Here is a 24,927-nt window from a genome sequence, read left to right as displayed (position 1 = left end):
GGCGGGGTCTCACCACTCCGCCACCCGGTAGTCCTTGAGGAACACCCCCGACACCGGATCCCCGGCCTCGCCGCGGACGATCGGGTCGTAGATCCGGGCCGCGCCGTCCACGATGTCCAGCGGGGTGCGGAACCCCTGGGCGGCTATGTGGGCCTTCTTCGGGGCCGGGTTCTCGTCGGTGATCCAGCCGGTGTCGACGGCGCACATGTGCACGCCCTGGCCGGCGAGTTCGGCGGCGCTGGTGCGGGTCAGCATGTTGAGCGCGGCCTTCGCCATGTTGGTGTGCGGGTGCCGGGCGGTCTTGTTGCGGACGGCGAACCGGCCCTCCACCGCCGTGACGTTGACGACGTAGCGGGCGGGCGCGGTGAGGCCAGCAGCAGCGGCAGCAGCCGGTCGCAGAGCAGGGCCGGGGCCAGCGCGTTGACCAGCTGGGTCTCCAGGACCTCCGCCGGGTCGAGCGAACCGAGCTTCGCGGACCAGGAGTTGGCCGGGGCGAGGTCGGGCAGCAGCCCGGCCTCGTCGGTGAGGTTCAGCAATGATCCCGCGCCGGACGGCAGTTGGGTGAGGCCGGTGGCCGGACGGAACCCGGGGGCGTGGCCGATCGCCCGGCGGTCGGCGGCGGGCAGCGCGTCCCGCTCGCCCGCGGCCAGCAGCGCGTACGACTCGGGCGGACGGCGCAGGGTCTGGGCGGCGTTGTTGACCAGGATGTCGAGCGGGCGCCCGTCGGCGCGCAACTGCTCGGTCAGGCCCAGGACCTGGCGCGGGTCGCGGAGGTCGATGCCGACGACGGTGAGCCGCTCCCACCACTGCCCGCTGCCCTCGGCGGCGCGGAAGCGGCGGACGGTGTCCTGCGGGAAGCGGCTGGTGACGGTCAGCTCGGCACCGTCGCGCAGCATCATCAGGGCGAGCTGGAAGCCGATCTTCACCCGCCCGCCGGTGAGCAGCGCCCGGCGCCCGCGCAGGTCGGTGCCGAGGGCGCGGCGGGCGGTGTTGTCGGCCGCGCAGTCGGGGCAGAGCATGTGGTAGAAGCCGTCGACCCGGCGGTAGGCCCGCTTGCAGACGTAGCACCTGCGCGGTGTGAGCAGTTCGCCGACCGGCCCGTCCGCGGCGGCCAGCGGGGTGTCCTCGCGGCGGGTCCGGCCGCCGGTCGCGGTGGCGGCGAGCAGGTCGGCGTCGGCCTGCCGCACGGCCTGCCGGGCCTCCTGGCGGCGCCGCTTGCGGCTCTCCATGACGAAGGAGCTGAGCTGCCGTTCGGCGTGCAGCCGGGTGCGGTCGTGGGAGGGGAGGGCACGCAGCCTGCCGAGGGTGCGGCTGAACGCGGCGAGTTCCTCGGCGGTGACGTCGCCGGCACTCGCGGCGTCGCCCGTCGGACGGATGGTGATCAGCTGGTCGTGGTCGTCCCGGACCGTCATGTCCGCCCCTTCGTGCCGTACAGGTGGGAGGGACTGTAATCGACGGCCCGGGACGATGAGATGCCAATTTCCGCCGGTGGTCGGCGGCGGCTCGTGGGCTCAGCCCGCGTACTGGCCGAGGATCTTCGCGAACTCGTACGGCTGCTGCGGGATGTTGGTGCACTTGGACAGCGAGCCCCCGGTGCAGGCGTTGGCGTCCCGGGTGGCGTCCCAGAAGGAGAGCATCCCGATGTGGTTCTGCCGGGCGAAGGCCACCAGCTGCTGGGCGTCGGCCTGGTTGTAGACCTGGTGGTCGTCGTTCTCGCCGATCATCGGGGTGACGCCGACCATGGCCCACAGCTGGGCGTCGGTCTTCGCCGGGTAGAGCGCCTTGAGCTGGCCGAACAGCGACTGGGCGGCCTGCACGGCGGCGTTGCCGTAGTCGGTTCCGGCCCGGTAGTAGTCCATCGCCATGACGTTGACCAGGTCGACGTTCACCCCGGCGTCCCGGGCGGACTTGACGATGGCGACGCCCTCGGCGGTCAGGCCCTCGGGCAGGACGGGCAGGGTGAAGGAGACCCGCAGGCCGGGGTGGGCCTGCTGGAGCTTGGCGAGCGCGGCGGAGCGCCGGTCGTTGGCGGCGGTGTCGGCGATGGCCGCGCCCTCGATGTCGAAGTCGACGTAGCGCAGGCCGTAGGCCTTCACCACGGCGTCGTACTCGGCGAACAGGGAGTCCACCGTCGTGCAGGCGGCGGCGAGTTCGGTGCCCGCGGCGCCGCCGAAGGAGACCTTGACGTCGCCGCCGGCCGCGCGCAGCGCGTCCACCTGGTCCTTGGCCCAGGCGGTGCGCGGGTCGTAGGCGTTGAACCAGCTGGCCTTGCAGCCGACACCGGTGACGAAGCCCATCGTGTAGCCCCTGAGGCCGCCGGCCCTGGCCAGGTCGGGCATCGACGGGGTGGGCCAGGCGCCCATGTCGATGTACGGGGCCACCGGGAGCGCGACGTTCGGCGCCGGGGTGCCGGTCGGGGTGCCGGTGGGCGTGCCGGTCGGGCTCGGCGGGGTCGGACTCGGCGGCGAGGTGCTCGGGTCGCCGCCGGGGCCGGTCAGGGCGATGTCGTCGGCGAGGTAGCCGCCCTGCCCGTACCAGCCGTGCAGGTAGACGGTGACGCTGGTGGTGGCAGGTCCGGTGGTGAAGCCGGTCGACAGCTGCTGCCAGCCGGGGCCGCCGGCGGTCCAGGTGGCCGGGTCGGTGAGGCCGCTGCCGGTGGCGCCGAGGTAGACGTACCGGCCCTGCACCCAGGCGCTGAGGGTGTACGCGGTGTTGGGCCGGACGCTGACGGTCTGGCCGCACTGCGCGGTGTCGCTCGCGCTCACCGCCCCCTTGAGCGCGTACGTCCCGCTGTGCGCGCCGGAGCCGACCGTGTCGCCGGTGTCGGCGGAGCAGCTCCAGGGGCCGAGCCCGCCGCTCTCCAGACCGCCGTTGGCGAGCAGGTTGCCGTCGGCGGCGCCGGCGTTCCCGGCGAGGACGGCCAGGCCGCCGGCGGCGAGCGCGGTGGCGGCGGCGAGGCTCAGCAGGGTGGTCCGGCGGGCCGGGCGGCGGTGCGTGGGGGCGGGCAGGGGCGCGCTGGGCATGGGGGTGCCTCTCGGGACGTGGTAGCCGCCCGCGCCGCGAGGGGGGACACGGTGCGGGCGGCGGCCTGGGGTGGTCCGGTGCGGGGGAGAGCGCGGTGCTGAGCATCAAACTGGACTAGACCAGCTGTGCACGTCAAGCACTTCCCGGGCCCGGACGCGTCACCGGAGGCAGGTTTTAGGAACGGTTGACCCGTGACCAGAGCGTCGGCCGTCGAGGCGGGCCCTGCCAAGACCGGACCGGCGGCGCCCGGAGGTGCGGGGGGCGGTCGGCGGGCTCTCGTGCGCCGGTTTGACGGGTGATCACCGGTGATGGCCGGGTGAAAGGGCCGGGGCCGAATGCCGTGGGTTGACGCCCGGAGCTTCGGACCCGGTGGTGAAACCGGAAGTGCGCGCCCCGCTCGCGCCCCTGTGGGAGATGGATGACCATATGAACGCCTTGGGTGGCGGCGGGACGGCGGAACGGGCTTGACCTTGAGTGCACTCCAAGGTGAAAGCTGAGGGCGTCGATCACGCACCACCACGCGGAACCACCACGCGGAACCACCACGCGAACCACGATGGGAGCACTCTCATGCGCAACGCCCCGTTCGGCACCGGCGGCCCGGAGCTCGGCGTCATCGGTCTCGGCTGCATGGGCATGACCTGGGCCTACGACCCGCGGCACCGGGACGACGAGAACTCGGTGCGGGTGATCCGGCAGGCGCTGGACCTCGGCGTCGGGCTGATCGACACCGCCGACATGTACGGCCCGTACACCAACGAGGAGGTCGTCGGCGCCGCGCTGGCCGGCCCGTACCGGGAGCGCGCGTTCCTGGCCACCAAGGTGGGCATCGTCCCGGGCGGCGGGGGCGTGCAGGAGCGCGACGGCCGGCCCGAGCACGTGCGCCGCTCGATCGACGAGAGCCTGCGCCGGCTGGGCACCGACCACGTCGACCTCTACCAGCTGCACCGGGTCGACCCCGCGGTCCCGATCGAGGAGACCTGGGGCGCGTTCGCCGAGGTCGTCGCGGCCGGCAAGGCCCGCAGCATCGGGCTCTCCGAGGTGACCGTCGAGGAGATCCGGCGGGCCCAGGCCGTGCACCCGGTGGCCTCGGTGCAGTCCGAGCTGTCGCTGTGGACCAGGGACGCGCTGGACGGGGTGCTGCCGTACACCGAGGAGCAGGGGATCGCCTTCCTGCCGTTCTCGCCGCTCGGCCGGGGCTTCCTGACCGGCAGCATCACGTCCTTCGACGAGCTGCCCGCGGACGACTTCCGGCGCCGGCTGCCGCGCTTCCAGCAGGACGCGCTGAAGGCCAACCTGGAGCTGGTCGGGAGGGTAGGGGCGGTCGCCGAGCGGACCGGCGCCACCCCCGCGCAGGTCGCGCTGGCCTGGGTGCTGGCGCAGGGCCGGTACGTCTTCCCGATCCCGGGCACCAGGACGCCGCGCTACCTGGCGGACAACGTGGGCGCGGCGGGCGTCGAGCTCTCGGCGGCGGACCTGGCCGAGCTGGACGCGCTGCCGGCCGCGACCGGCGGGCGCTACTGACCGGCGCTGCTGACCGGCCGCATGGGTGGCGGGCGGTACCGGCGGGGTCAGCGCTCCATCACCCACACCAGCTGCCGTCCGGTCTCGGCCGGCGCCCGGACGGCGACCTCGGCGACCCGGTCCAGCCGGTAGCCGAGCTTGCGCGGGACGGCGGCGCTGGCGCCGTTCGCCCGGTCGCAGCGGATCTCCACCCGGGTGATCCCGGGCAGTGCCAGCGCGGCCTCGGTGAGCGCCCCGGCCGCGGCGGTGGCGATGCCGCGGCCGACGTGCCCGGCGGCGACCCAGTAGCCGATCTCCAGCGCGCCCGGGCCGATCCGCCCGTGCAGGCCGAAGGCGCCGATCACGTCGTCGGGCTCGGCGTCCAGGCCGGCCAGGTACATGAAGTCGGTGCCGGCCTCCCAGGCGGCGGCGCCGGCCAGGGTCAGCTCGGCGGTCTGCGCCCGGGAGGGGGCCTCGGCCGCCCACTCCATCCAGGGCCGAAGGTGGTCCAGGTTGGCGTGGACGGCCCGGTTCACCGCCGCCGCGTGGGTGCTGCGGCGGCGCCGCAGCCAGAGGCCGCCGGGCAGCCGCAGGCGTTCCGGCGGCCGCCCGGCGGTCACCTCGGCCGTCGGCGGGGAGGGGCCACGGGACCGTGGCTGTGCTCGGTTCATGGCGGCGATTATGTCCTTGGCCGGGACCTGTCACCATCGGATACCCTCCGATGGCGGGCGCGCCCGGCCACGGCCCGGCGCGTCAGAGCCGGACCATCACCTCGTCGAGCTCCTTGCGCCGCAGGTCCGGCACGCGCGCCCCCTCGGCCGGGTAGCCGACCGGGATCACGTACGCCGCGCGCTCCTCCGCCGGGCGGTCGCACACCTCGTTGAGGAACTTCATCGGGCTCGGGGTGTGGGTCAGCGTGGCCAGTCCGGCCTGGTGCAGTGTGGCCAGCAGCAGCCCGACCGCGATCCCCACCGACTCCTTGGTGTAGTAGGGGCGCGGCGAGCCGGGGCCCTTGTGCACCTCGAACACCACGATCACGGCCGGCGCGTCCTCCAGGAACGGTTTGCGCCAGTCGGTGCCGATCGGGGCGAGCGCGGCCAGCCACTCCGCCGAGGCGCGGTGGCGGTAGAACTCGCGCTCCTCGGTCTCGGCCGCCTCGCGCAGCCGCCGCTTGCGCTCCGGGTCGGTGATCACCACGAACCGCCAGGGCTGGACGTGCGCGCCGCTGGGCGCGGTGTTCGCGGTGCGGACCGCCCACTCGACCACTCCCTCCGGGAGCGGGCGGGTGGAGTAGTCGCGGACGGTCCGGCGCTGGGCCATCACGTCGTGGAAGGACCTGCTGCGGGCCTCGGCCTCGTGGGCGGGCACCGTCATGGGGGTGAGCGGGACGGTCGGGTGGGACGTCCCCGCCACGGCGCTGTCTGTGCTGTCAACCATGGCGGACAGCACAGCACATGACGGCTCCTCCGGGAAGAGGTAGAGACCAATCCCGAAGGAGCCGTGACTGACAGGGAGCCGGCGGGGAACCGCGGGGCGCCGCCCTACAGCTCGCGCACCCGCCCGTCCCCGACCTCCAGGCGCCGGTTCACCGCCACCGTGTCCAGCATCCGCCGGTCGTGGGTGACCAGCAGCAGGGTGCCGGTGTACGAGCCGAGCGCGGACTCCAGCTGCTCGATCGCGGGCAGGTCCAGGTGGTTGGTGGGCTCGTCCAGCACCAGCAGGTTGACCCCGCGGGCCTGCAACAGCGCCAGCGCGGCCCGGGTGCGCTCGCCGGGGGAGAGGGTGCCGGCCGGGCGCATGACGTGCACCGCCTTGAGGCCGAACTTGGCCAGCAGGGTGCGCACCTCCTCCGGCGAGAGCTCCGGCACGGCGGCCGCGAAGGCGTCCGACAGCGGCTCCCCGCCGAGGAACAGACCGCGCGCCTGGTCCACCTCGCCGACCACCACGCCGGAGCCCAGCGAGGCGCTGCCGCCGTCGAGTTCGAGCCGGCCGAGCAGGGCGGCCAGCAGCGTGGACTTGCCCGCGCCGTTGGCACCGGTGATGGCGACCCGGTCGGCCCAGTCGATCTGGAGGTCCACCGGGCCGAAGGCGAAGTCGCCGCGCCGCACGCTCGCCCCGCGCAGGGTCGCGACCACCGAGCCGGAGCGCGGCGCGGTGGCGATCTCCATCCGCAGCTCCCACTCCTTGCGCGGCTCCTCGACCACGTCCAGCCGCTCGATCATCCGCTGGGTCTGCCGGGCCTTGGCGGCCTGCTTCTCGGTGGACTCGGCACGCGTCGCGCGCGCGTTCTTGTCGTTGTCGGAGGACTTGCGGCGGGCGTTGCGCACGCCGTTCTCCATCCAGCCGCGCTGCATCCGGGCGCGGGCCTCCAGCCCGGCCTTGGTGTCGGCGTAGTCGTCGTACTCCTCGCGGGCGTGCCGGCGGGCCACCGCCCGCTCCTCCAGGTACGCCTCGTAGCCGCCGCCGTACAGGTTGACCTGCTGCTGGTGCAGGTCCAGCTCCAGCACCTTGGTCACGGTGCGGGCCAGGAACTCGCGGTCGTGGCTGATCAGCACGGTGCCCGTGCGCAGGCCCTTGACGAAGGACTCCAGCCGCTCCAGGCCGTCCAGGTCGAGGTCGTTGGTCGGCTCGTCCAGCAGGAAGACGTCGTAGCGGGAGAGCAGCAGCGAGGCGAGGCCGGCCCGGGCGGCCTGGCCGCCGGACAGCGCGGTCATCGGCAGGTCGAGCGAGACCTTCAGCCCGAGCGAGTCGGCGACCTCCTCGGCGCGCTCCTCCAGGTCGGCGCCGCCGAGGTCCAGCCAGCGCTCCAGGCCGGTGGCGTACGCGTCGTCGGCCCCGGCCCGGCCCTCGACCAGACCCTCGGTGGCCTCGTCCAGGGCGGCCTGCGCGGCCGTCACGCCGGTCCGGCGGGCCAGGAAGTCGCGCACCGACTCGCCCTCGCGGCGCTCCGGCTCCTGCGGCAGGTGGCCGACGTTGGCGCTCGCCGGGCTCAGCCGCAGCGAGCCGCCCTCGGGGGTGTCCAGGCCGGCCAGCAGCCGCAGCAGGGTCGACTTGCCGGCGCCGTTCACACCGACCAGGCCGATCACGTCGCCGGGGGCGACCACCAGATCCAGGCCGGAGAAGAGGGTGCGTTCGCCGTGGCCGGCGCTGAGGTCCTTGACTACGATTGTCGCGCTCATGATGGGTCGATTGTAGGAGGAGCGGGCCGGACGACGGAAAAAGCGGGGGCCGCGGCCGTCGCGGCCGCGGCCCCCGGGATCACCGCTCAGCGGGTCACTTGGCCTTCTTCGAGAAGTACTCGAACATGTGCTGGGCCACGTCCTCCAGGTACGGACCGGCCTCGTAGGTGTTCGCGCCGTTGCCGATGGACGTGTCGCTGACCAGGGCCGGCTTGCCGTCCTTGGTCGCGAACCAGCCGCCGCCGCTGCTGCCGCCGGTCATGTTGCAGCCGATCAGCAGCATCGCCGGGCGGCTCGGGTCGCCGGTCTTCCTGGACGGCTTGCCGCCGTCGCAGTGCTCCAGCTCGACGCCGTCGAAGGGCTTGCCCTCGGGGAAGCCGTAGTTGCTGACCGCACCGACCTGGTCACGCGGGGCGTTGAACCAGAGCGGGACGGAGCCGCCGACGGTCTCCTCCAGCGACTTGCCGCCCGGGCTCGGGTTGGTGACCTTGATGATGCCGAAGTCGTACTGGCTCCACGGGCCGCCCTTCTCCGGGTCGGCCTCGGCGGCCCACTGCGGCGAGACCATGCCGGCGGTGGCGGTCCACTCGCCGTACGGCTCGGCGTCCTCCAGCTTGGCCTGCCGGTTGCCGTTGCTCAGCACGCCGTTGCTGTTGAAGGCCGGGGCGAAGGTGATGTCGGTGTAGTACTTGTTGCCCTTGCCGCCGTGCAGGCAGTGGCTGGCCGTCCACACCAGGTTGCTCTTGCCCGGGTTGGCCGGGTCGGAGACGACGGTGCCGGAGCACACGTAGTCCTCGTTGCCGTCCTTGAAGAAGATCTTGCCGTTGACGTGCGTGTTCTTCGGGAACGGGTGCGCCACGGGCTTGGCCGGGACCATGGCGGGCAGCTGGTCGGGACCGGCCGGCTGGGCGGCGGTGGGCTGCGTGGTGGCCGGGGTGCCGGTCGTCGGCGCGGCGCCGGTGGGCTGGGCGGGCGGCTGGGTCGCGTCCGGCGCGGGCTGCGGCAGCGGCTTCGGCTTGGCCTCCAGCAGCTTCTGGAGCGTCCAGTAGCCCTTGACCGCCGGGGTGATCACGTTCGCCTGGGCCCACTTGTCCCAGTCCTCCAGCTTCCAGGTCTTCAGCTCTTCGAGCGTCGGAAGCTTGATCGGAGCCGCGCCCGGCTTGCCGGAGGCGCTGGCCTCGACGGTGGGAGCCGCGGTGATCGCGGGGTCGGCGTTGTCGGGGCCGCACGCGGTCGCGACCAGCATGGTCAGCGCGGCGACGGAGGCGCCCAGGACGGCACGGCCCGGCCGGGATATCGGTGACATGAGTTCAAATCCCCCTGTTGACTACCGCCATGCGGCCCGTCCCCGGGTGCGGCCCCACTCGGCCGCAGGCATGGCAGGTGAGGAGTCTGCCATGCGGATAAGGAACTCCTTACACCCGGCCCTGACGGGGGCGGGGCCGTCACCGGATCGGCACGGGATCGGCACCCGGCCTCCGTTGCGGGGGTTCCGGGGGCGTCCGTCGCGGCCGGTGTGACTGCCGTGACCGGCTCGACCTGCTCGGCCGGGCGGCCGGGCGGCCGGCAAAACCGCTTGCCCGCGCGGACCGGGGCGCCTAGCGTGGTCCGGGTCATCAGCCAGACAAGGAGAAGGCCGTTGCTCTACTGAGGTCCCGGGACACCGCCCCCGCCGCGCAGGCCCTGCTGCCGTCGCGCGGTGCGCGAGTGTGCGACCTCAGTCACGGCCCGTGGCACTCCTCTGCGTGACGCCACCCCTTCGTTCCCCTCCGGCCGTGCCCGGTTCCGCACCCGCGGTGTCTCCCCGTGTTGCTCATCACCCCTTCGGCAACCACCCCCGGGAGGCCTGTATGGCACAACACCCCACCACCACCGCCGTCCTCTGCACCGAGCTGTCGTTCGAGTGGCCCGACGGCAAGCCCGTCCTGGAGGGCTTCCAGCTCGCCGTCGGCACCGGCCGCACCGGCCTGATCGGGCTCAACGGCGCGGGCAAGTCCACCCTGCTGCGGCTGATCGCCGGCGACCTCACCCCGACCGGCGGCACCGTCCGGGTCGACGGCGAACTCGGCTACCTGCCCCAGGGGCTGACGCTCGACACCACCCTGAGGGTGGACGAGACGCTCGGCATCCGCGCCGCCCGCGAGGCCCTGCACGCCATCGAGTCCGGCGACACGGAGCAGCGCCACTTCGACGCGATCGGCGACGACTGGGACGTCGAGGAGCGCGCCCGCGCCACCCTCGACCGGCTCGGCCTGCACCGCCTCGGCCTCGACCGCACCACCGGCGAACTCTCCGGCGGCGAGGCGGTGTTGCTGCGGCTGGCCGCCCTGCTGATGGCCCGCCCCGACGTGCTGCTGCTGGACGAGCCCACCAACAACCTCGACCGGGCCGCCCGTGAGCGGCTCTACGAGACGGTGGCCGACTGGAAGGGCGTGCTGCTGGTCGTCAGCCACGACCGCGAGCTGCTCCGCCGGGTCGACCGGATCGCCGACCTCAGGGACGGCGAAGTCACCTGGTACAGCGGAAACTTCGACGCGTACGAACGCGCCGTCGCCACCCGGCAGGAGACGGCCGAGCGGCTGCTGCGCAACGCCGAGGCCGACGTCCAGCGCCAGAAGCGGGACCTGGTCGAGGCCCGCACCCGGCTGGAGCGCAGCGCCGTGTACGGCAAGAAGCGCTCGGTCACCCGCAACGACCCGCACATCTTCGCCGGGATGCTCAAACGCAAGGGCCAGGAGACGGCGGGCCGGCTCCAGGGCATGCACACCGAGCGCCTGGAGGAGGCCAAGGCGCGGCTCAGCGTGGCCGAGGAGGCCGTCCGGGACGACGCCGAGATCCGGATCGACCTGCCGCGCACCGCCGTCCCGGCCGGGCGCACCGTGCTCACCCTGGACAAGGTCAGGCTGCCGTACGGCACCATCGCCGACCTCGACCTGCGCGGGCCGGAGCGGATCGCCCTGGTCGGCCGCAACGGCGCCGGCAAGACCACCCTGCTGCGCACCATCGCGGGCGAACTCACCCCGCTGGAAGGAGAGGTCACCACCCCGGTGCCGCTGCGGCACCTCCCGCAGCGGCTCGACCTGCTGGACGACGAGCGCTCGGTCGTGGAGAACGTCAAGCTGTTCGCCCCCGGCGCCGGGGACAACGCGGTCCGCGCCCGGCTCGCCCGCTTCCTGTTCCGCGGCGGCGGGGCCGACCGGCCCGCCGCCACCCTCTCCGGCGGCGAGCGGTTCCGCGCGACGCTGGCCGCCCTGCTGCTGGCCGACCCGCCGCCGCAGCTGCTGCTGCTCGACGAGCCGACCAACAACCTGGACCTCGCCAGTGTCCGCCAGCTCACCCAGGCGCTGGCCGCCTACCGGGGCGCGCTGATCGTGGCCAGCCACGACCTGCCGTTCCTGCGGGGGCTGGGCCTCACCCGGTGGCTGGAGCTGGACGGCGCACTGCGGGCGGTGGATCCGATGTAGTGCCTACCGCTGCCGGTCCTGGTCGCCCTGGGCGTCCTGGCCGGCCTGGTCACCCTGATCGCCTTGGGCGTTCCGGTCTCCCCGGGCGCCCTGGGCGAGCATCCGGCGGGCCGTGCTCAGGGCCGAGTCCCTGAGCGCGGCCAGCTCGTCGGCGGTGAACACGGGGGTGCGGACGTCCGGCGGGATGCCCGGGCCGTCGAAGGTGCTGCCGTCCCTGGTGAGGTACTTCTCGTTCGGCAGGACGGCCAGGAAGTCCGGCGAGAGCGTCTTGATCATGATGTCGGAGAAGACACCCTGGGTGTTCTCGCCGACCCGGAGCACCCGCGGCGAGCGGCCCGTCATGGCCTGGGTGAAGGTCTCCGCCGCGCTGGTGGAGACCGAGGAGGTGAGCACCGCGACCGGCCCGGTGAAGCGCGCGCCCGCCGAGGGCCGGACGGTGATCGGCTGGGGCCGGGTGAACTTCGTCGGGTCGGCGGGGTCGTTGCGCGCCACCTTCCGGTAGGCGACGTACGGGCGGTCGGTGAGCCGGGCGGCGATCTGCAACCCGAGCGCGTCCGAGCCGCCGCCGTTCAGCCGCACGTCGACGACCAGGCCGGTGAGCCGGTCCGGCCCGGTCAGCAGGGCGTCCAGCGCCCGGTCCAGTTCGTCGACCTGGCTCCGGAAGTCGCCGTCGGTGTAGTCGTTGAAGCTGCTCACCCGGAAGTAGCCGACGCCGCCGGGCAGTCGGCCCACGCCGAGCCGGCCGTCGGCGAAGAGCTGCTCGGGGCCGGTGAGCTGGGCGGCCGAGGCCTGCCGGGCCCGCCCGGTCTGCTCCTCGGTGAGCACCGTCGATCCCGGCCGCTGCCCGCTGAAGACCTCCCTGGCATGCCCGTCGACCACCCGGCCCAGCCCGGTGTGCGCGTCGCCGAGCGGGCGGAGCATGTCCGTGAAGACGGCCTGCAACTGGTCGGCGGTCGTCGTCGCCGTGATCGTGCGCCGCTTCTCGTCCCGGACGGCGTGCCAGTCGATGCCCTTGGCGGCGAAGAAGGGGTAGTTCTCCTCGAAGTCCTCCCAGAACCGGTCGAAGACCGCGGGCGGGTCGTTCGGGGCGGGCCCGGCGCACAGCGGCGGCAGGGCGTCCAGGCGGTTGAGCGTCTTGCCGCCGAGCCCGCCCTCCTCGTGTTCCACGGCCCGGTTCCGGCCCTTGGGGGTGAGCGTCAGGCCGAGGTTGCCCACGCTGTACCGGATGGTGCCGTCCGGGCCGGGCGCCCCGGTCCGCGTCCCGGCGATCCACCCCGGTACGCAGCCGTGCGCGGTCACGTCGAAGGTGGTCAGCCGGTCACCGGAGACCGCGATCACCATCCCGTAGCCGTCCGTCCGCCAGAACCCGTCCAGCCGGTTCGCCCGTTCCCCCTGGGCGGCGGCCGCCCCCGGCGCCGCCAGCCCCACCGCCGTCGCGAGCGCCACCGCCGCGGCCGCCGCCCTGCCCATGTTCCTGCGTGTCATCTCCGGCCTCCGCCGAACCCCGGTCTCCCCCGCGGAACCCCTCCGCCACCGCTGCCGTCGACGCTACGGCCGGCCCCGCCGCCCGGGCGTCATCCGCCGAGCCGCACCCGCTTACTCCTCCGGGCGCATCGGAGCCGGGCGGAATGGTCCCCGGCGGTCTGGACAGCGACCGTTTTGACTGCGGGTGGAAATCCGCCGTCTGCGGGCCCAACTGCCTTTGACCCCGTGGTCGTTGCGATCTGCTCCGCGTGGGTCTTTTCCGGACCGGTCCCCCGTCGGGTCAGGCCCGGGTGGCGGTCGTCGGCCGGAGCCTGCCCGCGATGCGTGTCCCGAGCCTGTCCAGCCCGACGACGAGCGCGGCGAGCACCACGAACTCGACGGTCAGCAGGGCGATCTGGCCCCAGACGTAGCCGTAGCCCTCGGTGGTCGGGTCGAAGAAGAAGTAGGGGTAGGGCAGCGGGTAGTCGTCGAACAGCGCGTTGCGGGTGAGCACGATCGCGGCGTAGCCGAGCGGGAAGGCCAGCCAGAGCGGGATGTCCTTCCAGGCCGCGGCGTTGCGCGGCTTGAGCACCAGCCAGTCGGCGATCACCATCACCGGCGTCACGTAGTGCAGGAAGAAGGACGACCAGTGCGCCAGCCTGTCCGGCCCGCTGACCAGCCCGGGCAGTGGGTTGGCGCCGTGTTCGAGCAGGACGTGCGAGACCAGCCCGGTGATCAGGATGTACAGCGTGGCGGCGCCGCGCAGTCGGGGCGCGGGCGCGTCCACGGTGCCGCGCTTGGTCATCCAGTACACCGCGCCGACGAAGTAGCCGAACACGATCACGTTGCTCTGCACGGTGAAGTACACCAGCGGCGCGGTTCCGAGCGTCAGGCCGAGGCCCGCCGAGAGCACGATCCCCATGCGCCACCACAGCGCGGGGCGGGTCCGGACATTCATGCGGCCACCAGTTCTTTCCAGGCGATACGGGAGGTATCGGGCGTCGGGGGAAAGACCGCACTCTACTCGCTGGTTCCGGCCGGACGGGAATCCGTGTTCGACGCCCGGGCCGCGTCCGCCGCCGGACCCGGGTGGGGCGTCAGCCCGGCAGCACGAAGCCCGACTCGTACGCCGCGATGACCGCCTGGGTGCGGTCCCGCGCGCCCAGCTTGGCCAGCACGCTGCCGACGTGGGTCTTCACCGTCTCCTGGCTCACCACCAGTTCCCGGGCGATCTCACCGTTGTTGAGCCCGGTGGCCATCAGCCGCAGCACCTGCCCCTCCCGCTCGGTCAGCCGCCCGATCGGTCCCCGCTCCGCCGGCCCGGCCTCCCGCCGCCGGTCCGCGCCGTGACGCAGCGCCAGTTCGCGGACGGCCGCCGGGAAGAGGAGCGAGTCCCCGCGCGCGACCAGCCGGACCGCCTGCACCATCTCCTCCGCCCGGGCCCGCTTCAGCAGGAACCCGGCGGCGCCCGCGCGCAGCGCGTCGTACACGTGGTCGTCGTGCTCGAAGGTGGTGACCACCAGGACGCGCGGCGGCGGGGTCATCCCGCCGACCAGCTGCTCGGTGGCCCTGATGCCGTCGATGCCGGGCATCCGGACGTCCATCAGCACCACGTCCGGGCGCAGTTCGCGCACCAGCGGGACGACCTCGGCACCGTCGGCGGCCTCGCCGACCACGGTGAGGTCCGGTTCGCTGTCGACCACCACCCGCAGGCCGAGGCGGACCAGCCGCTCGTCGTCCGCGATCACCACCCGGATGCGGTCGGCACCCCGGGCCGCACCGTCGTTCGCGTCCCCGTTCACGTCCTCGTCCATGCCCTCGTCCGCGCGCACGTTCCCGCCCTGGTTCACGTCGTCCCTCCCACCGGCAGCCAGACGGCCAGCCGCCACGTCGTTCCGTCCTCGTCCGGCCCCGCGGTGCTGCCGCCGTGCAGGGCCGCGGCCCGTTCCCCGATCCCGCGCAGCCCGCGCCCGCCGCCGGGCCGGCTCGGACGGGCGGCGCCCAGCGGGTTGGCCAGCTCGATCTCCAGCCGGCCGTCGGCCAGCCCGACCCGCAGTCCGGCCCGGGCGAGCCCGGCGTGCCGCAGCACGTTGGTCAGGCCCTCCTGCACGATCCGGTACGCCTCGCGGGAGACCGGCTCGGGCAGGCCGGCCAGCCCGGGCGCCAGCTCGGCGTCCACCACCACTCCGGCGCGGCCGAGCTGGCGCAGCAGGTCGTCCAGTCCCGCGAGGGTGGGGCCGGCCGGGCCGGCGGCCTCCGGGTCCTCCTCGCGCAGCAGCCCCAGCACGGCGTCCAGTTCGGCGACGGCCGCCCGGGCGGTCTCCTCGATGGCCGCCAGCGCCTCGGCGGCGAAGTCCGGGTTGCTGCGCAGCACCCGGGCGGCGGCCGAGGCCTGGATGCCGACCGCGCTGAGCGCGTGCCCGACCGAGTCGTGCAGCTCGCGGGCCAGCCGGTTGCGCTGGGCGAGCACGGTGGCCCGGCGCTCGGCGGCGGCCACCCGCTCCTCCGGGGTCGGGCCGAGCAGGGCGGGCGCCCAGCGGGCGAGCAGCGCTCCGCAGACCGCGTTGGTGCCGACGATCAGCAGCAGCACCCCGAGGCCGAGGACCGGGCCGAGGGCCGGTACGGAGGGGAGGTGCCGCTCCCACATCCGGACGAACTCCTCGGTCCCCGAGAAACCGAGGACCAGCACCACCGCGAACGGCGTGCCGGCCAGCGTCATCCCGGCGACCACCCCGCCGAACACGACGTGCAGCACGTACCAGAGCGCGGTGCGCCACCGGGCCGCCCAGGAGCGGGCCGGTCCGGTGGCCAGCTCCTCCGGCCGGACCACCGAACACAGCGCCCGTGCCGTCGCGCCCTCCAGCCCCCGCACCACAGGCACCAGCGCGGTGACGGCGGCCATCGGCACCGAGGTGAGCAACGACAGGACGTACAGCAGCAGTTGGCGGGCGGGGGACTGGTCCGGGTTGAGTGCCCCGAACAGCACCACCGACAGCATCCAGTACGGCATCAGCAGCGCGCCGCCCAGCACCAGGTGCACCCAGCGCAGCCGGGCCCGCCGCCCGACCGCCGCCCCCGCGGTGCGCCGCAGGCGGCCGCCCACTCCCGCGGTGCGCCGCCGGCGCCCGTTCACCCCCGTGATCACCCGCGTGACTCTACGGCAGCGGCCGGGCGGAGGCCGCCCGTTCGGTCAGCGCGATCGCTCCGACCGCCAGGACCAGCACCGCCACCACCACCTGGGCGGTCTGCACCAGGGGCGTCAGCCCGGGCACGGCCATCCGCAGCTCGGTCACCCGGGTCGTCGTCGCTCCGAAGGCCACCAACTGCCAGCCGCCCCAGCCGAACAGCGACCCGGCCGCCGTCCAGACCACCAGCAGCGGCACCAGCAGCCGGCGCCCCGGACGGATCCGGAAGACGAGGACCAGCAGCGCCGCCACCGCGGCCACGGCCATCACCGCGGTCACCCCGTTCATCACCGCCACGCCCCGGTTCCGGTCCTCCGCCATGACCTGCGGCAGTCCGGCGGTGCCGCCGAGCGCCCAGTAGGCCCGGCCCGCCGCGACGCCCGCGGCGAGCAGCGCGGCGACGCAGGCGAGGACGCGTTGCACGGTCACGGTGGGGGAGTCGGGCAGGTCGCCGATCCGCTCCCGCAGCAGCCCGGCCCAGCGCCGGCGGGCGTACAGGGCGAAGGCGGTGAGCAGCGCCAGGCCCTGGACGGCGAAGCCGCCGTACACGACGAGGAAGACCCAGCCGCCGAGGCCCTGTTCCTCCGGGTCGGCGGGCTCCGGGCCGAGCACCAGGAGGCTCAGCAGGTACAGCGGCAGCGCGACCAGGATCGTGCCGAGCAGCCCGGTCGCCACCCACATCGGGAACGCCACCAGCCCGGCCGGCGCCCGCCGCCCCCACGGCCGGACGAACGCCAGCGCCAGCGCCACGGCGATCGCGTCCATGCCGAAGGTCAGCAGGTTGAGCAGCCACAGCCGGTCCATCGCGCCGGGATCGTCCACCCCCACCGGGTGTCCGGTCAGCCAGAGCAGCTTCAGCGTCAGGTACGGCACGGTCGCCGCCACCGCCGTCCAGGCCGCCCCGGCCCGCACCACGTTCTCGTTGGTTCTCATGCCCCCACGGTCCCGCGGGGCCCCGCCCCGGGGCCTCCGTCCGGGGCGCGATCCCCCTCCCCCGGGCGGGGGATCTCCGGCTCAGACCGACGCGGTGACCGGAGCCGTCCGGTGGATCACCCGGTCCTCCTCGTCGGTGCGGCCGTCCGGGTCGGCGACCAGCCCGAGCCGCTCGGCGAGCCGGCGCGAGGGCAGGTTGTCGGCCCGGATCAGGGCGATCACCGGGATGCCGGGGAAGCGCGGCAGCGCCTCGGCCATCGACGCCCTGGCCGCCTCCGCCGCGTACCCGAGGCCCCAGGCGGACGGCCGGAAGCGGTAGTAGAGGTTGAACACCCGCTCCCCGTCCAGCGTGTGCAGGTACAGCCCGGCGAACCCGATGACCGTCCCCGGGTCCTCCCTGGTGGCGACGGCGCAGTACCCCACCCCGTCCCGCACCCAGTCGGCGACGAACCCGTCCAGCATCTCCCGGCTCGCCGCCCGGTCCCGGTGCGGTCCGTGGGGGTTGTACCGGTTGGTCTCCGGATCACCGTGGATCGCGAACACCGCCTCCACGTCGCCCTCCTGCGGCCGCGTCAGCACGAGGCGCTCGGAGACGGCGACGGTCGTGCGGGAGGTGTGGTCAGTGGTGGTCATGGCGCGTCCCCGTGTTCCGAGTAATAGGTCTATCGCAAGATAGACTATTACTCGATTGGCCGCCCGCCCATTTCCGCCCGCCCATTTCCGACCGCACCGGGCCCTACAGGATCGGCTCGCAGCCGATCGCCTTGCCGCCGGCGGTGAGGAACTGCTTCCACGTCTCGTCGGTGCCGGGCAGCGGTTCCCGGACGGTGAGGTCGGAGTCCATCCGGAAGTAGGCCGGCCTGCCCTGGCAGGTCGCCACCACTTCCCTCCTCGTGATCGGGACCCCGGCCCAACGCGATCGGCCGAACGCGGGCGAGGCGTCCTTCTCGGGCAGCGGGCCGCGGACCCGGGGCTCGGTCGCGATGGAGAAGGAGATCGCGGTGCTGCCCCGGTCGGTGCTGATCCGGCAGACCCACAACGGGTCGAACGCGGTGTTCACGCTCTCCTTGTAGCTCTTTCCTCCGGCGCCGGCGGACGCGGCGAACCCGGGCAGGCCGCAGACCGAGGCGGGATCCAGGTCGTGCTCCTGCCCGGCCCGCGACAGCTCGTGGGGAGCGGGGAGCGGGGACTTCCCGCACCCCTTGTCCGCGGCGAGGCCGTTCGCCGCCGCCACCGCGAGGCGGGAGAGCTTCCCGGCACCGGGTCCGCCATCGCCCAAGGACGTGACCTCGACCTGCGACCCGCCGCCGCACCCCTCGGGAAGCAGCGCCCATGCCGATGCGTCGCGAGCCGCTCCGCTCGCGCCTCCGTTCGCCGAGGCGGCGAACAGCCGGGCCCCGGAGGAGGTCTGATAGGGGCCGAGGTCCGGGGCCTGGCGGAACGCCACGACGACGTGCCGCTCGTTGCCGAAGATCCCGTGACTCACCGTCGCCGTGCAGTCGGACGTGCCGTCGCCCAACTGCCCGTCACCGGTCATCTTGCCGCTCACCTGGCCGGACCCGAGCGCGTCGTTCAGCGCGTCCGCGCTCACCGTGCCCTCGCACACGCTGTCCGGCCCGAACGCGTTGGTCAGGTTGTGCGCCAGGAACGTCCCCGCCCCGGCCGCGACCGCCGCCACCCCCGCCACGGCGACCGCCGCCCGCACCCGCAGCGGCCAGGTGGTGAACCCCCGCCGGTCGAGCGCCGCGTCGACCCGCCCGGCGAGGCCGCCGACGGCCCCGTCCTCGCCCTCGTTCCCCATCGCCCGCATGCTCCCTCGTCGTGCTGTGCTGTGCCGTGCTGTCGGCCGGACCGGTCAGAGGATCGGCTCGCAGCCGATCGCCTCGCCGCCGGCGGTGAGGAACCGCTCCCAGGTCGTCTTGTCGACGAGGTCTCGGAAACCGTCCGCCTCGAACCGGAACCGGGTGGGCTTCCCCTGGCAGGTCGCCGTCACCTCGTGCTGTCCGACCCACTGGGCCCGGCCGAACGCCGGCTTGGAGTCGAGCGTCCACGGCTGGACGAGACGGGTGTCGGTGCCGATGAGGAAGGTGATCGAGGACCTGAGGTCCGCGTCCGAGTGGATGCTGCAGGCCCACAGCGGATCGGTCGCGGTGGTCACGGTCTCCTGGTAGGCGGGGCCGCCGGGCGTGTCGGGCATCGTCAGCCCCGGCAGGCCGCACACGGCGCCGCGGTTGAGCGGGCGGTCCGTGCCCGCCGGGACCAGCCGGCCCGGCGCGGGGAGCGGCGTGCCGCCGCAACCCTGCTGCGCCGCGACACGGTTGGCCACCGAGGTGGCGAGCCCGGCGAGCTTCGGGGCGTCGGAGGAAGCGGACTTGACCGTGGCCCGTTGGCCCTTGTCGCAGCTCTCCGGGAACAGCGCGAAGGCGTACGACGACTTGTGCACGGCGCCGGCCGCGCCCCCGTTCGCCGCGGCGGTGAACAGCTGGGACTCCGCGTCGACCTTGAACCTGGTGAGGTCCCCGGCCTTGGGGAGTTCGATGACGACGATCCGTTCGTTGCCGAAGATCCCGTTGCTCACCGTCGCCACGCAGGACGCGCCCGGGGTGTCCAGCTTCCCGTCGCCGTACGTCTTCGCGCTGACCCTGCCCCACCCGAGCGCGTCGTTCAGCGCGTCCGCGCTCACCGCGCCCTCGCACACGCTGTCCGGTCCGAAGGTGTTGGTCAGGTTGACCGTCAGCAGCAGCGAGCCGCCGACCGCCGTGGCCAGCACTGCCGCCAGGATTCCGGCCCGCGGGCGACGCCGTCGGGAGCGCGGCTCGCCGAGGTCGCCGGACTCCTTGTCGTGGTCGGTCTTCTCTGTCTTCACGGCGCTCACGCCTTGCCGTAGGCGCTGTGGTAAGCGGTGTCGATTCCGGTGTTGTAGAAGGATTCCACGCCCTGCATCAGGTGGTGCGGAATGCTGCCGGTGTCGTCGGCGCTCTGGCCGCCGGCACCGTACTGGTTCGCCTTCTCCGCGATCATCGCGTCCAGCTGGTGCCGTCCCGCCGAGTACCGGGAACTCACATCGGTGGCCGTGCTCGTGTCGATCTCCGCCTTGGCCTGGTTCGCGTACGAGGCGGTCCCGACGTCGACGAGGCGCTGTGCGATGTCACCCAGCGGCACCACGTTCGAGATGCCTGGCAGGACGAGCTGCGGGATCGCGTTCGCGGGCGTGCCGAGGTAGTGGTAGTTCATCCTCTGCTGCCAGTCGATGTCGGCCTTCTTCTCGTCCGCGTGGTCGACGGTCGCCTTGGCGAACGCCGCGTCGAGACCTCCGAGGGCCTTCGCGGACTCCTGGGTGAAAGCGGAGAGCTTGTGGTCCGGGCGCCCCGTCTTGTCGGGCTGGAAGGAGTCGGCCCCGAATTCGTCGAGGCGGCGGGCGATCTCCCGGGACTCGGCCTGGTGGATGATCTGGAAGTTCTCCGGGTCCTCCAGGGTGCCGCGGACCACGCGCAGCAGTTGTTCCGGCTTGGCGGTCAGCCCGTTCGGCTGGGACGGGTTCTGCAGATCCTTGCTGAGGACCTCGTGCATGTCGGGGGCGTAGCCGGCGAGCATCTCGGCGACCGGCCTGCGGAGGACCGTGGTGACCGACGCGTCCTTCGGGTCGTTCCCGCCGAGGGCCTTGAGCGTCTCGTCCATGATCCGTGCGCTGGCCCTGTCGTGCAGGGCGGGATTCTGGGGCGCGTTCGGGTCGGGCATGGTCGCCGCGGCCTGCAGCATCTCGCCGAACATCCCGTGGGAGGTCCTGCGCAGGACCTCGGCGGGGAGCCTGTTCTCCGCGTCCTCGTCGAGCCAGACGCGGTCCTTGAGCAGGTACGTCAGGTTCTTGTTGCGGCTCGGGTCGAGGAACTCCTGGGACGTCGCCGGGTCGTCCTTCATCAGCTTCACCAGCGGGGTCAGCGGGTCGCCCTCGGGGACCTTGAAGGAGTAGTCCGGGCCCCACAGCTCCTCGCCCTTGGTCTTGCTGTTCCGCTCGTAGTCGACCAGGTCGTTGCTCACCTTGAGCAGGAACGGCTTGTCGTACGTGCCGCCCGCGCCCATCAGCGAGGTCAGCGCCGGGTAGTTGTCGTTCCACCCGGCCGCCGAGCCGCCGGGGCGGCGGGCGGCCGCGAGCAGGCCGTCCTGCCACTCCTTGCCCATCCCGCCGTCGCGGGTGGCGGTGGCCAGGGCGACGGACAGGTTCTTGTAGACGTCCTGGTAGCCCGCGGCGTTGTGGTTGCCGCGGGCCAGGCCGTCGTAGACCTTGCTGTACTCCAGCAGGGCCTCGGGGCCGGTCTTGCCGCCGGCGTTGAGGCCGTTGAGCAGCGTGGTGGAGAAGTCCTTGTTCTCCGCGTTGGCGGCCATCAGGGCCTGCAACTGCTTGAGCTGGTCGTCGGAGAGGCTGCCGGCCTTGGACATCAGGTCGGTGGCCCGCTTGGCGTCCGCGACCGGACCGGCGCCGCCCGGGGCGGGGTTGAAGGCGGTGGTGCTGGTGCCGATGTCGGCCTGGAGATCGACGGTGGCCCGCTGGTCGGCGGCGGTGGCCTTGGCGACGGCCTTGCCGAGCCGGTCCGACAGCGCCTGGGCGTTGGCCCGGATCGTGCGCTCGGCCTCGGGGTCGTTCCGCGACTCCTTCGGCACGGTCCAGTTGACCGCACCGTCCGCGGTGACGCTCAGGCTGCTGTCGCCCTGGGCGTCGTGGAGCGCCGCGTCGAGGTCGCGCCGGGCGGCGGCGAAGTCCTCGGCGGCGGTCTTCATGATCGCGGCGAGCGCGGTGGCGACGGCCGAGGCCTGCTTGAAGTCGCTGTCGACGCCCTGCAGGGTCCTGGTCGCCTCGTCGGCGGCCGCGCCCTTCCAGCCGGCCCGCTGCGCGGTGCTGGTGAGGTCCTTGGCGACCCGGCCGTCCAGGGAGGTGAGGGCCTTGGCGACGCCGGACCACGCCTCGGCGGCGTCGTTGACCGCGGCGAAGTCGGCCTCGTGCAGTTCCTTGAAGGACACCATCTGTCTGTTCCCCTCCCTGCTACTGGCCCGCGCGGAGGTCGGCGGCGGTTCTGGTCTCGTTGGCGCTGTAGGACTGCTGGGTCCTGTCGAGGTTTCCGGCGGTGGTGCCGAGCTTGTCGTGCAGCGTCTTGCACTGCTGCATCCACCGCTCGGTGCTGCTGGTGAGGGCGCCGCCGAAGGAGAAGCCGCGGATCTTGGTCGACGCGGTGGTCGCGTACTCGGTGAGGCTGTGCGCGCCGGGGCCGGCCTTGCCGTTGGCGTTGTCCAGGTCGGTGGCGATCTGCCGGGCCATCCCGGCCGAGGCGTTGAGCTCGTGCGGGGTGTCCAGCCGGGTGGTGCCCAGGACGGGGCCGGGTCCGGGAGCCGGGGACGGGGTCGGAGCCGGGTTGGCGTACGGCGACTTCGCGGCAGACGTGGACGTCGCGCTCGGCGTCGGGCCCGGGGCCGGTGCGACCGGTCCCGTGGTGAAGTACGGGCTGACCATCTGTGTGCGATTCCTCCCCATGTCACCGAGCGTTGTTCCTCCGCCGCGGTATGACGACCGTACAGGTGTGGTCCGTCAGTGCACTCACCCACCCTCCGTCGCGTCCGGAGGGCGGGCGGCGGCGCGGTTCACCACGGGTCGGCCGAGGGGGAATTGGCGACTCGGCGCGGGCCCGGAGGTCTTGTTACCGGCGGGTCGCTTGCCTATCATCCCGAGTGTGACAGCTTTACTGTCAAACCCGTCGGAAGGGTTCAGCAGCCAGTGGGTGACGTGAGCGGTGCGCCGGAGGCCAAGGGGCCGCTGGCGGGTGTGCGGGTGGTGGAGCTCGCCGGGATCGGCCCCGGGCCGTTCGCGGCGATGCTGCTGGGGGACCTCGGGGCGGACGTCGTGCGGGTGGACCGGCCGGAGCCCTCGCCGCTCGGGACGGACCCGGCGTACGACCTCAGCAACCGCAACAAGCGCTCGGTGCTGATCGACCTGAAGTCCCCGGAGGGCCCCGAGCGGGTGCTGGACCTGGTCCAGCGGGCGGACCTGCTGATCGAGGGCTACCGGCCTGGCGTCGCGGAGCGGCTCGGGGTCGGGCCGGAGGCGTGTCTGGCGCGCAACCCGGCGCTGGTGTACGGGCGGATGACCGGCTGGGGGCAGCACGGCCCCCGGGCGGCGACCGCCGGGCACGACCTCGGGTACGCGGCGGTGGCCGGGGTGCTGGGGATGGTGGCCGCGCCGGGAGGTGCCGAGGAGGCGCCCGGCATCCCGGCCAACCTGCTCGGCGACTACGCGGGCGGCTCGCTCTACCTGGTCGTCGGCCTGCTCGCCGGGCTGCACCACGCCCGCGCCACCGGCACCGGCCAGGTGGTCGACGCCGCGATCGTGGACGGCGCCGCGCACCTCGGCAGCATGCTGTGGGGCCTGCTCGCGGCCGGCCACTGGCAGGACCGCAGGGGCGTCAACCTGCTGGACGGCGGCGCACCGTTCTACGCCGTCTACCGGGCGGCCGACGGCGGGCACCTGGCCGTCGGCGCGCTGGAGCCGCGCTTCTACGCGGAGTTCGCCCGGCTGCTGGAGCTCGGCCCGGACGCGCCCGGCCAGTACGACCTCGCCCGCCGGCCCGAACTGCGCGCCCTGATCGCCGCCCGCTTCGCCACCAGGACCAGGTCCGAGTGGGAGGCCGTCTTCGCCGGCTCCGACGCCTGCGTGGAACCGGTCCTGACGATGCGTCAGGCAGCCGCCGACGGGCACCTGTCGGCGCGCGGGACGTACGTCGAGGCGGACGGCGTCACCCAGCCGGCCCCCGCCCCGCGCTTCTCCGCCACCCCGGGCGCCCTGCGCCGCCCGCCGGCCCGGCCGGGCGCGGACACCGCCGAGGTGGCCGCCGACTGGGGCGTCCCCTCTCTCAACCCCGCGGCAGAGCAAGGAGAATAGCGTTGCAGCGCGAGATCTTCACCGAGCAGCACGACGACTTCCGGGGCACCGTGCGGGCCTTCCTCGCCAAGGAGGTACTGCCGCACTACGACCGCTGGGAGAAAGCCGGCATCGTCGACCGCTCCGCCTGGCTCGCGGCCGGCCGGCAGGGCCTGCTCGGCACCGCCGTCCCCGAGGAGTACGGCGGTGGCGGCACCCCGGACTTCCGCTACGCCGCCGTGCTGGCCGAGGAGTTCGCCCGGGCCGGTGCCTCCGGCCTGGCGATCGGCCTGCACAACGACATCATCGGCCCGTACCTCACCTCGCTCGCCACCGAGGAGCAGAAGCGCCGCTGGCTGCCCGGCTTCTGCTCGGGCGAGCTGATCACCGCGATCGCGATGACCGAGCCGGGCACCGGATCCGACCTCCAGGGCATCCGCACCCAGGCCGTCGACCGGGGCGACCACTTCCTGCTCAACGGCGCCAAGACCTTCATCTCCAACGGCATCCTCGCCGACCTGGTGCTCGTGGTCGCCCGCACCACCCCGGAGGGCGGCGCGCACGGGCTCAGCCTGCTGGCCGTCGAGCGCGGCACGCCCGGCTTCGAGCGGGGCCGCAACCTCGACAAGATCGGCCAGAAGGCCCAGGACACCGCCGAGCTGTTCTTCGAGGACGTCCGGGTGCCGAAGGAGAACCTGGTCGGCGAACTGCACGGCGGCTTCGTCCACCTGATGCAGAACCTCGCCCAGGAACGGCTCACCATCGCCGCGTCGGCGATCGCCGGCGCCGAGTACCTGGTCGAGATCACCACCGACTACGTCAAGCAGCGCGAGGCGTTCGGCCGGCCGCTCGCCAAACTCCAGCACGTCCGCTTCGAGATCGCCGAACTGGCCACCGAGTGCGCCGTCACCCGGGCCTTCGTGGACCGCTGCATCACCGAGCACAACCGCTACGCGCTCACCCCGGCGGACGCCTCGATGGCCAAGTGGTGGGCCACCGAGCTGCAGAAGCGCACCGCCGACCGGTGCCTCCAACTGCACGGCGGGTACGGGTACATGAGTGAGTTCCCGGTCGCCAGGGCGTTCACCGACGGCCGCATCCAGACCATCTACGGCGGCACCACCGAGATCATGAAGGAGATCGTCGGCCGCTCCATCCTCGGCTGAGCGGTTCCCGACGACCCCTCGCGACCCCCCGCAAGCCTCCTGCTCCGCAGGCCCCCCGCCACTCAAGCCCTCTGCCCCGAATACCCGCTGCCCCGAAAACCCGCT

General features: G+C 73.5%; 19 protein-coding genes and 1 pseudogene. 4 read left to right on the top strand and 16 right to left on the bottom strand.

From position 1 onward, the window contains the following. Positions 1-9 precede the first annotated feature (9 nt). Positions 10-1,412 (bottom strand): annotated as a pseudogene (locus ACZ7C5_RS31845) (SDR family oxidoreductase). 99 nt (positions 1,413-1,511) lie between these two features. Beyond that, a complete protein-coding gene (locus ACZ7C5_RS31840) occupies positions 1,512-3,023 on the bottom strand; it encodes a carbohydrate binding domain-containing protein (RefSeq protein WP_401079558.1) in 1,512 nt (503 codons plus the stop codon). 571 nt (positions 3,024-3,594) lie between these two features. Here ACZ7C5_RS31840 and ACZ7C5_RS31835 point away from each other — a divergent pair. Next, entirely contained in the window at positions 3,595-4,548 is a 954-nt protein-coding gene (locus ACZ7C5_RS31835) for an aldo/keto reductase (RefSeq protein ID WP_401079560.1), read from the top strand. Between the two features lie 47 nt (positions 4,549-4,595). Here the strand turns inward: ACZ7C5_RS31835 and ACZ7C5_RS31830 are convergent, their stop codons facing one another. The 4 genes from ACZ7C5_RS31830 to ACZ7C5_RS31815 form a co-directional block, all read right to left on the bottom strand. Continuing rightward, positions 4,596-5,198: a GNAT family N-acetyltransferase gene (locus ACZ7C5_RS31830; RefSeq protein WP_470324013.1), complete on the bottom strand. Its 603-nt coding sequence runs from the start codon at positions 5,196-5,198 to the stop codon at positions 4,596-4,598. A gap of 82 nt (positions 5,199-5,280) precedes the next feature. Then, the gene (locus tag ACZ7C5_RS31825; RefSeq protein WP_401079563.1) at positions 5,281-5,964 is read right to left on the bottom strand and encodes a nitroreductase family protein; all 684 of its coding nucleotides are present in this window, start codon (positions 5,962-5,964) and stop codon (positions 5,281-5,283) included. A gap of 104 nt (positions 5,965-6,068) precedes the next feature. Next, positions 6,069-7,706, bottom strand: coding sequence for an ABC-F family ATP-binding cassette domain-containing protein (locus ACZ7C5_RS31820; protein WP_470324012.1), 1,638 nt, complete (start codon positions 7,704-7,706; stop codon positions 6,069-6,071). 94 nt (positions 7,707-7,800) lie between these two features. Then, positions 7,801-9,012: a trypsin-like serine peptidase gene (locus tag ACZ7C5_RS31815; RefSeq protein ID WP_401079567.1), complete on the bottom strand. Its 1,212-nt coding sequence runs from the start codon at positions 9,010-9,012 to the stop codon at positions 7,801-7,803. A 544-nt stretch (positions 9,013-9,556) separates the two neighbouring features. On the opposite strand from ACZ7C5_RS31815, the gene ACZ7C5_RS31810 reads away from it, so the two are divergent. Then, positions 9,557-11,170, top strand: coding sequence for an ABC-F family ATP-binding cassette domain-containing protein (locus tag ACZ7C5_RS31810; protein ID WP_470324011.1), 1,614 nt, complete (start codon positions 9,557-9,559; stop codon positions 11,168-11,170). A gap of 3 nt (positions 11,171-11,173) precedes the next feature. On the opposite strand, the gene ACZ7C5_RS31805 is transcribed toward ACZ7C5_RS31810, so the two are convergent. The 10 genes from ACZ7C5_RS31805 to ACZ7C5_RS31760 all read right to left on the bottom strand — a co-directional run bounded on the left by ACZ7C5_RS31805 (position 11,174) and on the right by ACZ7C5_RS31760 (position 22,255). Continuing rightward, positions 11,174-12,655 (bottom strand): S41 family peptidase, encoded by a 1,482-nt coding sequence (locus ACZ7C5_RS31805; RefSeq protein ID WP_401079571.1) that lies wholly within the window; start codon positions 12,653-12,655, stop codon positions 11,174-11,176. A gap of 280 nt (positions 12,656-12,935) precedes the next feature. Further along, entirely contained in the window at positions 12,936-13,592 is a 657-nt protein-coding gene (locus ACZ7C5_RS31800) for a Pr6Pr family membrane protein (protein ID WP_401079573.1), read from the bottom strand. Positions 13,593-13,731: 139 nt separating this feature from the next. Further along, entirely contained in the window at positions 13,732-14,448 is a 717-nt protein-coding gene (locus ACZ7C5_RS31795) for a response regulator transcription factor (protein WP_401079809.1), read from the bottom strand. Positions 14,449-14,480: 32 nt separating this feature from the next. Next, positions 14,481-15,779, bottom strand: coding sequence for a sensor histidine kinase (locus ACZ7C5_RS31790; RefSeq protein WP_401079575.1), 1,299 nt, complete (start codon positions 15,777-15,779; stop codon positions 14,481-14,483). A 10-nt stretch (positions 15,780-15,789) separates the two neighbouring features. Beyond that, complete coding sequence (locus tag ACZ7C5_RS31785) at positions 15,790-16,752, bottom strand: hypothetical protein (RefSeq protein ID WP_401079577.1); 963 nt, start codon at positions 16,750-16,752, stop codon at positions 15,790-15,792. Between the two features lie 81 nt (positions 16,753-16,833). Then, positions 16,834-17,385 carry a GNAT family N-acetyltransferase gene (locus ACZ7C5_RS31780; protein WP_401079579.1) on the bottom strand — a complete coding sequence of 184 codons (552 nt, stop codon included), beginning with the start codon at positions 17,383-17,385 and terminating at the stop codon, positions 16,834-16,836. 103 nt (positions 17,386-17,488) lie between these two features. Next, positions 17,489-18,553: a hypothetical protein gene (locus tag ACZ7C5_RS31775; RefSeq protein WP_401079581.1), complete on the bottom strand. Its 1,065-nt coding sequence runs from the start codon at positions 18,551-18,553 to the stop codon at positions 17,489-17,491. Positions 18,554-18,607: 54 nt separating this feature from the next. Beyond that, the gene (locus ACZ7C5_RS31770) at positions 18,608-19,618 is read right to left on the bottom strand and encodes a hypothetical protein (RefSeq protein ID WP_401079583.1); all 1,011 of its coding nucleotides are present in this window, start codon (positions 19,616-19,618) and stop codon (positions 18,608-18,610) included. A 5-nt stretch (positions 19,619-19,623) separates the two neighbouring features. Beyond that, positions 19,624-21,771 carry a hypothetical protein gene (locus ACZ7C5_RS31765; protein ID WP_401079585.1) on the bottom strand — a complete coding sequence of 716 codons (2,148 nt, stop codon included), beginning with the start codon at positions 21,769-21,771 and terminating at the stop codon, positions 19,624-19,626. Between the two features lie 19 nt (positions 21,772-21,790). Then, complete coding sequence (locus ACZ7C5_RS31760) at positions 21,791-22,255, bottom strand: hypothetical protein (RefSeq protein WP_470324010.1); 465 nt, start codon at positions 22,253-22,255, stop codon at positions 21,791-21,793. 309 nt (positions 22,256-22,564) lie between these two features. Here ACZ7C5_RS31760 and ACZ7C5_RS31755 point away from each other — a divergent pair, with 309 nt between their 5' ends. Together ACZ7C5_RS31755 and ACZ7C5_RS31750 are read left to right on the top strand one after the other, a co-directional pair. Continuing rightward, positions 22,565-23,677 carry a CaiB/BaiF CoA transferase family protein gene (locus ACZ7C5_RS31755; protein ID WP_470324035.1) on the top strand — a complete coding sequence of 371 codons (1,113 nt, stop codon included), beginning with the start codon at positions 22,565-22,567 and terminating at the stop codon, positions 23,675-23,677. 2 nt (positions 23,678-23,679) lie between these two features. Further along, on the top strand, positions 23,680-24,822 hold the full coding sequence (locus tag ACZ7C5_RS31750; RefSeq protein WP_470324009.1) for an acyl-CoA dehydrogenase family protein: 1,143 nt from the start codon (positions 23,680-23,682) through the stop codon (positions 24,820-24,822). Positions 24,823-24,927: the final 105 nt, after the last annotated feature.

This window comes from Kitasatospora sp. NPDC036993, assembly GCF_055607525.1.
The sequence above is the reverse complement of the archived record's forward strand: the minus strand, read 5'-3'. Positions and strand labels throughout refer to the sequence as shown.